The organism is Alkalihalobacillus sp. NPDC127517, from assembly GCF_050276055.1.
Classification (GTDB): domain Bacteria; phylum Bacillota; class Bacilli; order Bacillales; family Bacillaceae_D; genus Alkalicoccobacillus.
The window spans coordinates 276,803-291,754 of record NZ_JBNNQX010000003.1 but is presented as its reverse complement, the minus strand read 5'-3'; the positions used below and the strand labels follow the sequence as shown (position 1 = coordinate 291,754).

Sequence of the window (14,952 nt, the reverse complement as noted above, 5' to 3'; positions counted from 1 at the left end):
TACATGTAGACAAAAAAGGGAGCGAGCTTTCATGTGGGCAAATGGGTTAAAATGGATGTTCTTAATTGTAGGAACACTAATAGGTGCTGGATATGCCTCAGGACGCGAGCTCTGGCAGTTCTTTGGAGCTGAGAGTAATGTAGCCATTCTTTTATTCACTGGGCTGTTTACGATTTCGTGTTATGTGATCTTAAATCTAGCATATAAACAAAAAAGCACTCAATATGTTCCATTGTTAACAACACTGGTTGGACCGAAGCTAGCACGGTTTTATGATTGGATTATTTTGTCTTATCTGTTTTCAACAACAACCATCATGCTAGCAGGAGCAGGGGCGACACTTGAGGTGTATAACATCCCATTCTGGCTTGGCATGGTTGGAACGGCTGCCTTTGTTGTCCTGTTATTTTTGCGTGATACTGATGGCATGACAACCGTGAATGCTTTTCTGATTCCAGTCTTAATTCTTGCCTTAGTTAGTATCTTACTAGTCTTTCAATATTCACTTGGATTTTCCTTCAGCTTTGATATCGCTCATCAATCTAATTGGCCGTCAGCCATTACATTTACCGCTTTAAATATCTTGCCCATTGTAGCTGTTGTCTCAGCGATCGGTAATCAAATCTCGCATCGAGGAGAAATTTGGATAGCTACCATTGGAAGTGGCCTGTTAATGGGTTCGATTTCGTATTTATACAATGAATCTCTCTTACAAATTGCAAATGAGATTATGTTTTACGAAATTCCCTTGTTTGTTATTCTTAAACAATATCCGTCTATTATGGTTATTGCGATGTCCGTTTTACTTTGGCTTGCTATTTATACAACAGCTGGTGCAGGTATCTTTGGACTGATTTCTAGATTGAGAGGCGTTTTAAAAGGAGAAACCTGGTTAGTTGCTATGCTGTTGCTTGCTGTAATGGCACCACTAACAACCTTTGGATTTTCTTCAATGATTGCTGTGTTGTATCCGTTATATGGGGCAGTCAATTTGTATTTACTTGTTGCCATCATCTTATATCCATTCCTTCGTCATCCTTCATCAAAAAAGACCTTGTAAGCATTCGAGAGGGTTTCCCTTTTCACTGTGGTATCGTGTATAATGGAAGCAGTATGCTTCAAGGAGGTCGAATTGAATGGCAGATAAGGAATTCTTCCTGAACGATATCGTTGAGATGAGGAAGCCGCATCCTTGTGGAGCCAATCAGTGGAAAGTGATTCGTGTTGGGATGGACGTACGCATTAAATGTATGAACTGTCAGCACAGTGTGATGCTTCCACGTAAGGAATTCACCCGCAAGCTTAAAAAGATTTTAGAATCCGCAGAACGTAGTGAGTAAAGCAAGGCGAGGGGAGCCTGATCCGTTGCCTTGTTTTCTTGTGCCAAAATAGAGAAGACAGAAAAGGACGTGACTGAATTGGCTTTAACAACAGGAATTGTGGGTCTACCAAACGTAGGGAAATCCACGTTATTTAACGCTATCACACAAGCTGGAGCGGAATCTGCAAACTATCCGTTCTGTACCATTGACCCAAACGTAGGGATCGTTGAAGTACCCGATCACCGTTTAAACGTATTAACAGAGCTTGTTGAACCGAAAAAAACGATTCCAACAGCTTTTGAATTCACAGACATTGCCGGAATTGTAGAAGGAGCAAGTAAAGGAGAAGGGCTTGGAAACAAATTCTTATCTCACATTCGCCAAGTAGATGCGATCTCTCATGTTGTACGTTGCTTCGCTGATGATAACATCACACACGTAAACGGAAGTGTTGATCCGATTCGTGACATACAGGTTATCAACCTAGAGTTAATCCTTGCAGACTTTGAATCAGTGGACAAGCGTATTGCACGTGTATCAAAGCTTGCCCGTACAAAGGATAAAGAAGCAGTAGCAGAGCTCGCTGTTCTTGAAAAGCTACGTGATGCCTTTGAAGAAGAAAAACCAGCTCGTAGCGTAGAATTTACAGAAGACGAAGAGAAAATTGTTAAAGGGCTTCATCTATTAACAAGCAAACCTGTTCTTTACGCAGCAAATGTAAGTGAAGAAGATATCATGGACCCAGAACAAAACGATTATGTAGCAAAGGTTAAAGCTTTTGCAGCTGAAGAAAACAGTGAAGTCATCGTCGTTTGTGCAAAGATTGAAGAAGAGATTGCTGAGCTTGAAGGCGACGAAAAACAAGAATTCCTTGATGACCTAGGAATCGCTGAATCTGGTTTGGACCAACTGATCCGTGCCGCTTATCAATTACTCGGACTACAAACCTACTTCACAGCAGGCGTACAAGAAGTACGTGCGTGGACATTCAAAAAAGGAATCAAAGCACCACAAGCAGCTGGAATCATCCACACCGACTTCGAGCGTGGCTTCATCCGTGCTGAAATCGTATCCTACGATGACCTAGTCGACGCCAAATCAATGGCTGTCGCTAAAGAACGCGGAAAAGTCCGTTTAGAAGGAAAAGAATACATCGTCCAAGACGGAGATGTAATCCACTTCCGTTTTAACGTGTAAACAGTAGAATACAATAGTAATAAAGAAAACCCCGAGCGTTCAGCAGAGCGCTCGGGGTTTTCTTATGTGGAAAGTGCGCGAGAATTTCCATCAATATTTACTAATCCAAATCCCAGCACATAACCCACCCAAAACCAGCGAAAGAGAAGGGGTCGACTCCTAGTGGAGAAAAGGGCAAGGTTGAAATGAATTGGCACAGCCAATTCGTTCAAAGCCCTCCACAGGAAAGCGTGCCCCTTCTCTGTAGCGACGACTAGAGCATCATAATAACGTAACTCGATTTTATTGTTTTTCATTCCCTCATATACTTGCCTATTTGCTCCAAATCTGCTATCATTAATTGTTGTGAGTAAAATGACTCTGTCGATGAGTTTTGCTCCTTGCTCTGTTAATCGGAGCCGCTTAGACCAAAAGGAGGTGGCCGGAATGCGTAAGTACGAAATTATGTACATCATCGCTCCAAACCTGGAAGAATCAGCTTATAAAGAAATCGTTGAACGTTTTAACAACGTATTAACAACGAATGGTGCTGAGATCGAAAAGGTTAATGAAATGGGTAAACGTCGTTTAGCTTATGAAATCAATGATTTCACTGAAGGTTTCTACGTACTGCTAAACGTAAACGCTGCTGCTGATTCTGATGCGCTTAATGAATTTAATCGCTTAATCAAAATCAACGACAACGTTATTCGTGTCCTAGTAACTAAAGACGAACAATAATTAAAACCAGAGGTTAAGCAGTCTCGCTTAATCTTGCTTTTGGACATCCTCTCGGGGACCGTCTTAATACTTTTAGAAGCGGGAGGGATTTGGATGCTCAATCGTGTTGTCCTAGTTGGTCGCCTGACAAAAGATCCTGAATTACGTTATACACCAAGCGGAGTAGCTGTTGCCAACTTTACACTTGCTGTGAATCGTCCATTTTCGAATCAACAGGGAGATCGTGAAGCTGACTTCATCAACTGCGTTGTATGGCGTAAACCAGCTGAAAATGTAGCTAACTTTTTAACTAAAGGCAGCTTGGTAGGCGTCGATGGCCGTGTACAAACAAGAAGCTATGACAACAATGAAGGCCGTCGCGTCTATGTGACCGAAATCGTTGCCGAAAGCGTCCAGTTCCTGGAACCGCGTAACAGTCAGAATAACCAACAAAATAGTGGTTCACAGTCTAACAATAACTATGCTCAAGGTGGTTACGCTCCAAACCAGAACGATAACCGTCAGCAGCAGCAGGGTGGATATAAGGATGATCCATTTGCAAATGATGGGAAACCCATTGATATCTCGGACGATGATCTACCGTTTTAAGTTTTCTGCCTGATCAATCATAAGAAAGGAGTTGTTCCGTTATGGCTCGTCGTGGTCGTCCTAAACGCCGGAAAGTTTGTTTCTTCACTGTAAACAAAATTACGCACATTGACTATAAGGATACTGAGCTTCTTAAACGTTTTATCTCAGAACGTGGCAAAATCTTGCCTCGTCGTGTGACTGGAACGTCTGCTAAGTACCAACGTAAATTGACTATCGCTATCAAGCGTTCACGTCAAATCGCATTACTTCCTTATGTTAACGAAGTAAACTAATGTTGATTAAATAGGTCGACGAGGAATCCGTTCCTCGTCGATTTATTTTTTTTACAGAAAGAGTGTACACTAAAAGGAAACCTTTAATTCTGTAAGCAATTACGATAAAATAGACAGGTATATATTGAGCTTACATTCGTTCTTTTTTCTTATGAAAAAGGGTATGTGTTTCTTGTAAAAAGAGGTGACATTGTGAATCAAAAAAGTGCTTGGAAAGACGGCATTTTGATTGTTGGACTATATGTTTTACTATTACTTGCTACACTTCTTGTTCCGATCTTGAATGTGGTAGTTCTTTGGACTCTGCCACTACCGCTTGTTTATTTTGCAGCGCGTCATGGAATTAAGCCTTCACTCCTTCTCTTTGGATTTCTCTGTATCCTAACAGCTCTGTTCGTTGAAGCGTTTATTTTAACCTTTGTGTGGGCCTCTGTTGGTATAGTGATTGGTGAGCTTCACCGCAGAAAGGCCGATGGGTTTGCTGTATTGATTGGAGCGAGCTTAACGTACATTTTTCACCTATTAGTTGGGTATGTGCTGTTAACGCTTCTATCAGACCAAAGCTTGCGAGAGATGATTTCAACACAACGTGACCAAGTGACATCCTTCCTGGAACAAGCAGGGACCTCGTCGGAACAAATTGAATCAGTAACGACGAACTTAACATTTATTCCTTCTATTATCCCATATATATTGGTTCTAACTGGAACTGTTATGGGAGTTATAACAGTCTGGCTAGCGGGTATCTTGTTAAGACGCTGTAATTTAGAGGCCAACCGAGTACCTCCTTTACGTGAATGGGGATTCCCTAAGGCGTTTATTTGGTACTATTTGATTGCGTTTATCTTACTACTTACAACGCAACCAGAAGAGGGTAGCACTCTTTTTATTGCGGTAACCAATGTGTTTTTATTAATTGAAACCATTATGACTATCCAAGGACTATCCTTTATCTTATTCTTCTTCCATTTGAAGAAGCTTCCTAAGATTCTAGGAATTCTTGCTGTGGTTATAACATTAGTACTTGCGCCGCTTCAACAAATTGTTAGACTGGTCGGAATTGCTGATCTGGTTCTTGATTTGAAAAGCAGGCTGGGAAGCCAGAGAAAGTAGGAGTTGACAAGAATGCCGAAGTCTATAATGAATCGATGGCACGGCTATCATGTCATTGCATTGTTTGCTGTGGCGATTGTGTTAAGCACGTTGATTACCTTTTGGCATTGGCAGATAGGTCTCGCAAGCTTTGCTGCTGTCATTCTTGTTGCCTTTTATTCGGTTTATGCCAAAAAGGGGTTTGAACAAGAGCTAGAGGCGTACCTTTCTACTCTTTCCTATCGTGTGAATAAGGCTGGAGAGGGTGCTGTAGCCAATCTCCCAGTTGGTATCATTCTGTATAATGAGAATCATGTGATTCAATGGGTGAATCCTTTTGTGAACAATCGAATTGAAGTGGATCTGATTGGAGAGAATCTCTCTGTGATTAGTGAAGAACTCCTCGTTATTCTTGATGAGGGCTCTACATCTGAGACGATTCAAGTGGATTCGGTTTTTTATCACGTAGAAGTTGAACGCAACGAGCGACTCATATACTTAACCGATGTAACCGAAAAGGAAGAAACAAAAGAGCTGTACGAAGATACGCAGACCGTTGTTTCATTGATTTACTTGGATAACTACGATGAAGTAACCCAGGGGATGGAAGAGCAGGTCAGAAGTCGTATGATGAGTACAATTACGTCCACGTTAAATCAGTGGGCTAATGATTATGATATTTTTCTTAGGCGAACGGCGTCAGATCGGTTCCTCGCTGTGATGAATTATAAATCCCTTTTGTTGTTGGAAGAAAATAAATTTGCGATTGTGGATGAGATCCGAGAGGCAACGAGTAGAGAAAAAGCGTCCATTACGCTAAGTATTGGTGTGGGAACAGACGAATCTTCTCTTAGAGAGCTAGGGCAAGTCGCACAATCAAGCTTAGACCTTGCGTTGGGGCGTGGTGGAGACCAAGTAGCGATCAAACGAAAGAATGGTCGTGTCAGGTTCTACGGGGGCAAAACCAATGCTATGGAGAAACGTACGCGTGTACGAGCACGAGTCATTTCTCATGCCTTACGTGACTTTGTGACAGAAAGTGAACGTGTGATTGTGATGGGGCATTCGCGACCGGATATGGATGCAATCGGTGCCTCAATCGGTGTACTAAAAATTGCAGATGTAAATGACCGAGAAGGATACATTGTTCTTGATCAAAGTGATATGAATGCAGATGTACAAAGATTAATGGAAGAAGTGGAAACACACGATCACCTTTGGTCACAATTTATTTCACCAGAAGAAGCTGTTTCATTAATTGATAAAGAAACGCTGCTCGTGATTGTGGATACACACAAGCCGTCAATGGTCATTGAACCAAAACTGCTTGATATGGTGGATCGAGTCGTTGTACTTGATCATCACAGACGTGGCGAAGATTTTATCAACGACCCTGTTCTTGTGTATATGGAGCCTTATGCGTCGTCTACAGCTGAGCTTGTTACAGAGTTACTTGAATACCAGCCAAAGCAATTAAATATGGATCGACTTGAAGCCACAGCGCTCCTTGCCGGGATTATCGTTGATACGAAGAGCTTCGCCGTGCGAACAGGTGCGAGAACCTTTGATGCTGCATCATTCCTACGCTCAAACGGAGCCGACACGGTGCTGGTCCAAAAGCTCCTGAAAGAAGACTTGGACCACTATAAAAAGCGTGCTAAGCTGATTGAATCAGGTGAGATGTACCGCGAAGGCTATATGATTGCCACAGCAGATCCAACAGAGACATACACGCAATTGATTATTGCTCAGGCAGCCGATACGCTGCTCACCATGAAACAAGTGGTTGCATCCTTTGTGATCTCGCAGCGAGAGGATGGATTAATCAGTATCAGTGCACGATCGTTGGGCGAAATAAACGTTCAGGTTATAATGGAAAGACTAAATGGCGGAGGACATCTGTCCAATGCGGCTACCCAGCTTGAGGGGATAAGCGTGGAAGAAGCAAAAGAAGCGCTTCAAGAAGCCATTGATGAAGTGACAGGGGGAGACGAATAATGGAAGTTATTTTCTTAGAAGATGTTAAAGGAAAAGGGAAAAAAGGCGAGAAGAAGAATGTATCTGAAGGATATGCACGCAACTATCTTCTACCAAACAACTTAGCTGTTACTGCAACAAAAGGAAACCTCAAGGACCTTGAAGCAAAGCAGAAAAGTGCGGATAAGAAACAAGAAGAGGAACTAGCTGAGGCGAAAGCATATAAAGATGAGCTAGAAGCGCTAACAGTTGAAATCAAAGCAAAATCAGGAGAAGGCGGACGTTTATTCGGAGCCATTTCAACGAAGCAAATTGCTGAGACACTGAAGAAGATGAAAAAGAAAGTCGACAAACGCAAAATTGGTTTAGATGAGCCAATCCGCTCACTCGGCGTCACCAAAGTACCAATTAAGATTCACCCTGAAGTAACAGCAACTGTTAAAGTACATGTGATTGAAGAATAAGAGAGACCTGGAAAAGCAGCTGTCCTCCAAGCTGGAGGCGGTTGTTTTTTTTGCGAAAGGAAGAGTAATCGTGAGTGAGTTGTTTTCAGACAGAACCCCTCCACAAAATATAGAAGCAGAGCAGGCAGTACTAGGTGCTATTTTTCTCTCAGATGCAGCGTTAATTACTGCAACGGAGAAGCTGATGCCAGAAGACTTTTACCGGGCCTCGCACCAACGCATCTATCAGGTGATGGTTGAGCTTGCTGAAAAAGGTGAGCCCGTTGACTTAGTCACCGTCACCTCTGACCTGCAGGATCGGAAGTGGCTTGAGGAAATTGGTGGAGTTGCGTATCTAGGGGACATCGCTAATGCTGTCCCGACTGCTGCAAACGTTGAATACTATAGCCGGATCGTGGAAGAAAAGTCTGTACTAAGACGACTCATTCGCGTGGCAACAGATATTGCAGCGGAAGGGTACGCGAGCGAAGAAGAAGTCGATACCATTTTAAATGAAGCGGAGAAGACCATTCTCGAAGTCTCACACCGTCAAAACACAAGTGCCTTTATCTCAATTAAAGACGTGCTCGTTGAAACCTACGACCGAATTGAGATGCTTCAAAATCAAACCGGCGATATTACCGGAATTGCCACTGGTTTTACCGAGCTTGATAAAATGACGGCCGGATTCCAGCGCAATGACTTAATTATCGTTGCCGCTCGTCCATCAGTAGGTAAAACGGCCTTTGCCTTAAACATTGCGCAAAACGTTGCCACAAAAACAGAGGAAAGTGTCGCCATCTTTAGCTTAGAGATGGGCGCCAGTCAGCTTGTACAGCGGATGCTCTGTGCCGAGGGCAATATTGACGCCCAACGCATGAGAACCGGTGCTTTAAACGATGAGGATTGGCAAAAGCTGACCATGGCTATGGGTTCACTCTCAAAGGCCGGGATCTACATCGACGACACACCCGGTGTTAAAGTAAACGATATCCGTGCCAAATGCCGCCGTCTGAAGCAAGAAAATGGACTGGGTATGATCATGATCGACTACCTGCAGCTGATCCAAGGTAACGGCCGAAGCGGCGAGAACCGTCAGCAAGAAGTATCGGAGATCTCGCGTACCCTAAAGGCCATCGCAAGGGAACTCGAAGTCCCGGTTATTGCCTTATCTCAGCTATCACGTGGCGTAGAGCAACGACAGGATAAACGCCCGATGATGTCTGATATCCGGGAATCAGGAAGTATCGAGCAGGATGCCGATATCGTTGCGTTCCTATACCGTGACGATTACTATGACAAAGAATCGGAAAACCAAAACATCATCGAAATCATCATCGCCAAACAACGGAACGGCCCAGTCGGAACCGTCGAGCTCGCCTTTGTTAAGGAATACAACAAATTCGTAAACCTCGACAGACGACACGACGAACGAGACATGCCACCAGGCGCATAAATGAGAAAAGCAGAGCCACATTCGCTCTGCTTTTTTGTATGCTCTTATCTTGCATGTCTTCCAACAGGTTTGAACACCCACTTAATCATCTCCACAACAAGAGCGAACACAACATTTAACACAAACAATGTTGTAACGAAAATCATACCGATAAATAAATAGTAACTATGTATATTAGCTGTAATCACGTACAACGAAATGGCTAGTAGTAATAAAAAGACTGAAAACGCCCATAACTTATTACTAAACGCTCGCATCTATTCACTCCTCTCATCTCCCTTGTACAACCTTATTCCTCTGTGCCTTCTTTCATGCATGATCAAACCTAAAAAAAGCGGGGAAACGAGATCGATTTAAGGTATGTGTTGGGGAATAGAACTTAGATGTCAGTACTAAGAATGTAAGGACGTTATTAAGACAAATAAAGGATAGAGCCCCTAAACTAAGTTCGAAGATACCAAGAGAAAATCACATTCAATAAGGACTAAACGTGTACACGTTTAAGAATGATGATTACTAAGCAGAAGTGCATGGAAACCAAGAACAAAGGCAAATAAAGCAAGAACGCAAAGATGTTACCAAGAAGAATGAGGTGCGGAGCAAGCAAGAAGGGGGGCCAATCAAGAAGTGTCTCTTGATAGCAAGAAAAGCTGTTCGAAAAGCAAGGAGCACCCCTCGATACCAAGAAACAGAGCCCAATTACCAAGCCCACACAACACAAAACCAAGAGAAAGAGCGACTCAACCAAGAACACGTCTACAAATAAGGAATAAACGTGTACACGTTTAAAATAGGTGATTACTAAGAAGAAAAGCTTAAAAACCAAGCCTGCGGGTAGCGTTAGCAAGAAGAAAAGCTCATGCAACAAGAGCGCAGAGCCGTTATCAAGAGAAATGGACATTTTAGCAAGCTAGAAGGGGGGCTCAATCAAGAAGAGAGATCTGATAACAAGAAAAAGCGATCGAAAAGCAAGGAGCACACCTCGATACCAAGAAACAGAGCCCAATTACCAAGCCCACACAACACAAAACCAAGAGAAAAAGCGACTCAACCAAGAACCTACGCTCACCCCACTCCCAATCCACTATATTAAGCAAGAACCTATTATTTAGAACCAGTGACCCCTTATCAACTCTAGTAAGCTCTTTTTATACGAACAAATGTAGAATTACCGAATAAGAATGTTCGTGTTTTGTTTGACGATGCTATCTCTAGCTGATATACTTATCAAGGGTTTTTAGAAGAGAGTTGGAGGTGCAACAAATGTCATCAGTTGTTGTTGTAGGAACACAGTGGGGCGACGAAGGAAAAGGAAAAATTACCGATTATCTTTCTGAAAAAGCAGAGGTTGTCGCACGTTACCAAGGTGGAAATAACGCGGGACATACGATTGTGTTTGGTGGAACGAAGTATAAGCTTCACCTTATTCCATCCGGAATCTTCTATAAAGAGAAGGATTGCGTGATTGGAAACGGAATGGTGATTGACCCGAAAGCACTTCTTGAAGAGTTAAAATATTTACACGATCGTGATGTAGACACAAGTAACCTTAAAATTAGTAATCGTGCACATGTGATTCTTCCTTATCATTTAAAGCTTGATATTGTGGAAGAGGATCGTAAAGGCGTAAATAAAATTGGGACAACCAAAAAAGGGATTGGCCCTGCATATATGGATAAGGCAGCGCGTATCGGCATTCGTATCGCTGACTTATTAGATAAAGAAACATTTGAAGAGAAGCTTGAGCTAAATCTTAAAGAGAAAAACCGTCTGTTTGAGAAATATTATGAGACAGAAGGTTTTACGAAAGAAGAAATTTTTGAAGAGTACTATGACTACGGGCAGCAAATCGCTAAGTATGTGTGCGACACATCTGTTGTGTTAAACGATGCATTAGATGATGGCCGTCGTGTTCTATTTGAAGGTGCGCAAGGTGTTATGCTTGATATTGACCAAGGTACGTATCCATTTGTTACGTCTTCTAACCCAATCGCGGGTGGAGTAACGATTGGTTCTGGTGTAGGTCCTTCAAAGATTAACCATGTGGTTGGTGTATCCAAAGCGTACACAACTCGTGTTGGAGATGGTCCATTCCCAACTGAGCTTCATGATGAGACGGGTGAATTGATCCGTGATGTAGGGAATGAGTACGGAACAACAACAGGTCGTCCACGTCGTGTGGGTTGGTTTGATAGTGTGGTTGTACGTCATGCTCGTCGTGTAAGCGGAATTACAGATCTTTCTCTTAACTCTATCGATGTATTAACTGGAATTGAGACATTAAAGATTTGTACTTCATACACGTACCGTGGAGAAGTGATGGAAGAGTTCCCAGCTAGCTTAAAGGTACTTGCTGAGTGTGAGCCGGTATTTGAAGAGCTTCCAGGCTGGACTGAGGATATTACTGGAGCGAAAAGCTTGTCTGATCTACCTGAAAATGCTCGTCATTATATTGAGCGTGTATCTCAGTTAACAGGTATTCCGTTAACAATCTTCTCTGTAGGACCAGATCGTGATCAAACGAATCTTGTTCGTGGAGTATTTGCTTAAGTTACAGGAGGCGCAGGGAGCAAAATTGCTCCTTGCATTCCCCTGTTTTATTAGATATTCTTGGTTAAGAGAAAAAAGTACATGAAATCACAACTTTTTTTAGAAAAGTGTTGCGCAGGACAAGCATATATGCTAAGATAAATCTTGTCGTCAAAGACAACATGTTAAAAACATGAGCCATTAGCTCAGTTGGTAGAGCATCTGACTTTTAATCAGAGGGTCGAAGGTTCGAATCCTTCATGGCTCACTTTCTTTTTAAAAAATCTTTACATAGTGGCCCGTTGGTCAAGCGGTTAAGACACCGCCCTTTCACGGCGGTATCACGGGTTCGATTCCCGTACGGGTCACCATTTATTCGGTCTGGTAGTTCAGTTGGTTAGAATGCCTGCCTGTCACGCAGGAGGTCGCGGGTTCGAGTCCCGTCCAGACCGCCATTTTATTTGAATAGTAGTGTGGCTTAGTAGCTCAGTTGGTAGAGCAACGGACTGAAAATCCGTGTGTCGGCAGTTCGATTCTGTCCTGAGCCACCATTTGCCGGCCTAGCTCAATTGGTAGAGCAACTGACTTGTAATCAGTAGGTTGGGGGTTCAAGTCCTCTGGCCGGCATTCATTCGCTAGAGAACCCTCATCATGAATACTTGATTGAGGGTTCTTTTTGTACGAGTGGGTTGAATTGATTGCAAAGAACGTATATAGATAAGCTTTTCCCCGTGCAACGGTACATATGGATGTCGTTTGGTCGCGGGGTTATTTGTGTTAAACTAAAAGAAGTTTGATAAGAATAGGAGAGACTTGTTAATGGATAAACGAATTCTCGTTGTGGATGACGAACGTCCCATTGCAGATATCTTAAAATTTAACCTCGAAAAAGAGGGATTTGAGGTCGTCTGTGCCTATGACGGCGTTGAGGCTATGGAACAAGTTAAACAGGAGAAGCCTGATTTAATTTTATTAGATATTATGCTTCCTCATAAAGATGGAATGGAAGTATGTAGAGAAGTACGAAAAAGCTATGATATTCCGATCATTATGCTAACAGCTAAGGATTCGGAGATTGATAAAGTGCTAGGACTTGAGCTTGGGGCAGATGATTATGTAACGAAGCCGTTTAGCACAAGAGAGCTTCTTGCGCGTGTAAAAGCGAACCTGCGTCGTCAGAAGACAACGGAGGAAGCACCGGCACAGAAAGAGCTTGTGATTGGAAGTCTCGTCATCTATCCAGATGCGTACCAGGTTAAGAGACGCGGGGAACCGATTGAGCTGACTCACCGTGAGTTTGAATTAATCCATTACCTTGCCAAACATCTTGGCCAAGTGATGACCAGAGAACATCTGCTTCAGGCTGTTTGGGGCTATGATTACTTTGGAGATGTGCGGACTGTTGATGTAACCGTACGTCGTTTGCGTGAAAAAGTAGAGGACAACCCAAGCTTCCCAGCGTGGATTATTACACGTCGCGGAGTCGGATATTTCTTAAATGAACCAGAACCAGAGGAGCAGGAGAAGTCTTAATGGATAGAAGAATTGGCTTCTTTAAATCCATTCAGTTTAAGCTGATTATCGCCTATGTTCTTTTAATCCTTGTAGCCGTTCAAGTGATTGGTGTGTACTTTTCAAGGCAGCTTGAGCAGGATCTTTTAGAGAATCATTTTGATGTGCTGAGCGAGCGCTCTACTCTGTTAAACTATCAGCTGGCCCAGGTACTTGGGAACCCTCCTGAGGAACGGGAACAGCTCACAGATGATATTAACTCACTGTTACGAGATTTCTTTACGATTGATAATGCAACCGTTCAGGTAATTGATAAGAATGAAGTGATTCTAGGGACATCCAATACGGGAGCGCGCGATCAGATTGGGATGCGGAATAATGAGATTCGAGTGAAGCGTGCCTTGCTTGGTTCAACCGAGGAGGGTGAGGTGCTCGACTCGAATAAGGAACGTTTCCGCATTATGGCTGTTCCGATTATGCAGGACAATGAAACGGTGCTTGGGGTTATCTACATTCAGGCGTCGCTTGAGGATATTTATACACAAATAAGTGAGATTAATAGCATTCTCTTTAAGGGAACGACGATTGCATTAATTATATCGGCGATTCTCGTTATTTTGCTTGCGCGGACAATCATTGTGCCGATTTTGGAAATGAGAAAGCAAACCTTACGTATGAGTCATGGGGATTTCTCACGTCAGGTAAAGGTATATAGTACGGATGAGATCGGGCAGCTGGCAACGTCTTTTAACCAGCTGACGATGAAGCTTCATGATGCGACGTTAACTCGTGATCGTGAGCAAAAACGTCTAAGCTCTGTGCTTTCTAACATGACGGACGGTGTGGTTGCAACGGATCAGAATGGTCGTGTTATTTTACTAAATAAACGAGCTGAAGAGTTGCTCGGCGTTTCTAGTAAACAGGTGATGCGTCAGCCTTTAACCGACGTGCTTAAGCTAACAGATACGTTTGGCGTGTATGATCTCTATGATCACTCAGGCTCCCTTCTACTTGATTTTAGTAATGAAGAAGGGCAATACCTGCTCGAAGCGAATTTCTCCGTGATTCAAGAGGACGAGGGGCCAATCAATGGACTAATTACCGTTCTACATGATGTCACGGAAAAAGAAAAGATTGAACAGGAGCGTCGTGAGTTTGTAGCGAACGTTTCACACGAGCTACGTACGCCTCTGACAACGATGAAAAGCTATCTTGAAGCATTAGAAGACGGTGTGATGCGGGACGAGGAAATGGGACCTCGTTTCTTGAAAGTTACGCAAAATGAAACGGAACGAATGATTCGTCTCGTAAATGACTTACTGCAGCTTTCAAAAATCGACAGCGATGATTACCAATTTAATCTACAATGGATTGATTTTGGACAATTTTTGCATGAAGTACTCGATCGCTTTGAAATTATTGCCCAGGAAAAGAATATCGAATTAAATCGACATATATCGAAAAAACCAAGCTATGTTGAAATGGATCAGGATAAATTGATTCAAGTATTAGACAACATAATTTCAAACGCACTAAAATACTCTGCTGAGGGCGCAAACATCACAACAACCTTGCTCCATCAAGGAAATCATGTGCGCGTAAGTATTGCTGACCAAGGGATGGGTATTCCCCGGGAAAGTCAGATGAAAATATTCGACAGATTCTACCGTGTCGATCGTGCGAGGGCGCGAAATATAGGTGGTACGGGACTTGGTCTTGCGATTGCCAAAGAATTAGTTCAAGCCCACGGTGGAGACATATGGGTGCACAGTGAGTACGGAGAAGGAACGACCATTTACTTCACATTACCCTACTCAACATCTAAGGGAGGAGACATGTGA

14 protein-coding genes and 5 tRNA genes are annotated in these 14,952 nt (G+C 42.9%); 18 read left to right on the top strand and 1 reads right to left on the bottom strand.

Annotated features, from left to right (window positions below; all coding sequences use genetic code 11):
- Positions 1-31 precede the first annotated feature (31 nt).
- The 10 genes from ACQKKO_RS05635 (at position 32) to dnaB (ending at position 9,070) form a co-directional block, all read left to right on the top strand.
- Positions 32-1,060 carry a YkvI family membrane protein gene (locus ACQKKO_RS05635; RefSeq protein WP_498645135.1) on the top strand — a complete coding sequence of 343 codons (1,029 nt, stop codon included), beginning with the start codon at positions 32-34 and terminating at the stop codon, positions 1,058-1,060.
- Between the two features lie 76 nt (positions 1,061-1,136).
- Positions 1,137-1,340 carry a DUF951 domain-containing protein gene (locus ACQKKO_RS05630; RefSeq protein ID WP_498645134.1) on the top strand — a complete coding sequence of 68 codons (204 nt, stop codon included), beginning with the start codon at positions 1,137-1,139 and terminating at the stop codon, positions 1,338-1,340.
- Between the two features lie 78 nt (positions 1,341-1,418).
- Positions 1,419-2,519 (top strand): redox-regulated ATPase YchF, encoded by a 1,101-nt coding sequence (ychF, locus tag ACQKKO_RS05625; RefSeq protein WP_498645133.1) that lies wholly within the window; start codon positions 1,419-1,421, stop codon positions 2,517-2,519.
- Positions 2,520-2,945: 426 nt separating this feature from the next.
- Positions 2,946-3,239, top strand: a complete 294-nt coding sequence (gene rpsF, locus ACQKKO_RS05620; RefSeq protein WP_203087563.1) for a 30S ribosomal protein S6 — start codon at positions 2,946-2,948, stop codon at positions 3,237-3,239.
- Between the two features lie 93 nt (positions 3,240-3,332).
- Positions 3,333-3,827: a single-stranded DNA-binding protein gene (gene ssb, locus ACQKKO_RS05615; protein WP_498645130.1), complete on the top strand. Its 495-nt coding sequence runs from the start codon at positions 3,333-3,335 to the stop codon at positions 3,825-3,827.
- A gap of 41 nt (positions 3,828-3,868) precedes the next feature.
- Positions 3,869-4,102, top strand: coding sequence for a 30S ribosomal protein S18 (rpsR, locus tag ACQKKO_RS05610; RefSeq protein ID WP_143848023.1), 234 nt, complete (start codon positions 3,869-3,871; stop codon positions 4,100-4,102).
- A gap of 192 nt (positions 4,103-4,294) precedes the next feature.
- Positions 4,295-5,215, top strand: a complete 921-nt coding sequence (locus tag ACQKKO_RS05605) for a YybS family protein (protein ID WP_498645128.1) — start codon at positions 4,295-4,297, stop codon at positions 5,213-5,215.
- Positions 5,216-5,227: 12 nt separating this feature from the next.
- A complete protein-coding gene (locus tag ACQKKO_RS05600) occupies positions 5,228-7,192 on the top strand; it encodes a DHH family phosphoesterase (protein WP_498645126.1) in 1,965 nt (654 codons plus the stop codon).
- Entirely contained in the window at positions 7,192-7,635 is a 444-nt protein-coding gene (gene rplI / locus ACQKKO_RS05595; RefSeq protein ID WP_498645125.1) for a 50S ribosomal protein L9, read from the top strand. Before ACQKKO_RS05600 ends, rplI begins: the two co-directional genes overlap by 1 nt.
- A gap of 70 nt (positions 7,636-7,705) precedes the next feature.
- Positions 7,706-9,070, top strand: coding sequence for a replicative DNA helicase (gene dnaB / locus ACQKKO_RS05590; protein WP_498645123.1), 1,365 nt, complete (start codon positions 7,706-7,708; stop codon positions 9,068-9,070).
- A 44-nt stretch (positions 9,071-9,114) separates the two neighbouring features.
- Here dnaB and ACQKKO_RS05585 read toward each other — a convergent pair whose 3' ends face one another.
- Positions 9,115-9,327, bottom strand: a complete 213-nt coding sequence (locus ACQKKO_RS05585; protein WP_498645121.1) for a hypothetical protein — start codon at positions 9,325-9,327, stop codon at positions 9,115-9,117.
- A gap of 1,006 nt (positions 9,328-10,333) precedes the next feature.
- On the opposite strand from ACQKKO_RS05585, the gene ACQKKO_RS05580 reads away from it, so the two are divergent.
- The 8 genes from ACQKKO_RS05580 to walK all read left to right on the top strand — a co-directional run bounded on the left by ACQKKO_RS05580 (position 10,334) and on the right by walK (position 14,952).
- Positions 10,334-11,620 carry an adenylosuccinate synthase gene (locus ACQKKO_RS05580; protein WP_498645119.1) on the top strand — a complete coding sequence of 429 codons (1,287 nt, stop codon included), beginning with the start codon at positions 10,334-10,336 and terminating at the stop codon, positions 11,618-11,620.
- Positions 11,621-11,794: 174 nt separating this feature from the next.
- A tRNA-Lys gene (locus ACQKKO_RS05575) sits at positions 11,795-11,867 on the top strand.
- 28 nt (positions 11,868-11,895) lie between these two features.
- Positions 11,896-11,970 (top strand) — tRNA-Glu (locus ACQKKO_RS05570).
- Between the two features lie 7 nt (positions 11,971-11,977).
- Positions 11,978-12,054 (top strand) — tRNA-Asp (locus ACQKKO_RS05565).
- A gap of 20 nt (positions 12,055-12,074) precedes the next feature.
- Positions 12,075-12,150, top strand: a tRNA-Phe gene (locus ACQKKO_RS05560).
- A 3-nt stretch (positions 12,151-12,153) separates the two neighbouring features.
- Positions 12,154-12,226 (top strand) — tRNA-Thr (locus tag ACQKKO_RS05555).
- 192 nt (positions 12,227-12,418) lie between these two features.
- Positions 12,419-13,132, top strand: a complete 714-nt coding sequence (gene yycF, locus ACQKKO_RS05550; protein WP_203087572.1) for a response regulator YycF — start codon at positions 12,419-12,421, stop codon at positions 13,130-13,132.
- Positions 13,132-14,952, top strand: a complete 1,821-nt coding sequence (gene walK / locus ACQKKO_RS05545; protein WP_498645117.1) for a cell wall metabolism sensor histidine kinase WalK — start codon at positions 13,132-13,134, stop codon at positions 14,950-14,952. The genes yycF and walK overlap by 1 nt, the downstream gene beginning before the upstream one ends.

Bases quoted from the DNA above. Each gene is read 5' to 3' on its own strand.
- ACQKKO_RS05600 (WP_498645126.1), top strand. From the start codon at position 5,228: ATGCCGAAGTCTATAATGAATCGATGGCACGGCTATCATGTCATTGCA.
- ssb (WP_498645130.1), top strand. From the start codon at position 3,333: ATGCTCAATCGTGTTGTCCTAGTTGGTCGCCTGACAAAAGATCCTGAA.
- yycF (WP_203087572.1), top strand. From the start codon at position 12,419: ATGGATAAACGAATTCTCGTTGTGGATGACGAACGTCCCATTGCAGAT.
- ACQKKO_RS05635 (WP_498645135.1), top strand. From the start codon at position 32: ATGTGGGCAAATGGGTTAAAATGGATGTTCTTAATTGTAGGAACACTA.
- ACQKKO_RS05585 (WP_498645121.1), bottom strand. From the start codon at position 9,327: ATGCGAGCGTTTAGTAATAAGTTATGGGCGTTTTCAGTCTTTTTATTA.
- rpsF (WP_203087563.1), top strand. From the start codon at position 2,946: ATGCGTAAGTACGAAATTATGTACATCATCGCTCCAAACCTGGAAGAA.
- rplI (WP_498645125.1), top strand. From the start codon at position 7,192: ATGGAAGTTATTTTCTTAGAAGATGTTAAAGGAAAAGGGAAAAAAGGC.
- ACQKKO_RS05580 (WP_498645119.1), top strand. From the start codon at position 10,334: ATGTCATCAGTTGTTGTTGTAGGAACACAGTGGGGCGACGAAGGAAAA.
- ACQKKO_RS05630 (WP_498645134.1), top strand. From the start codon at position 1,137: ATGGCAGATAAGGAATTCTTCCTGAACGATATCGTTGAGATGAGGAAG.
- walK (WP_498645117.1), top strand. From the start codon at position 13,132: ATGGATAGAAGAATTGGCTTCTTTAAATCCATTCAGTTTAAGCTGATT.
- rpsR (WP_143848023.1), top strand. From the start codon at position 3,869: ATGGCTCGTCGTGGTCGTCCTAAACGCCGGAAAGTTTGTTTCTTCACT.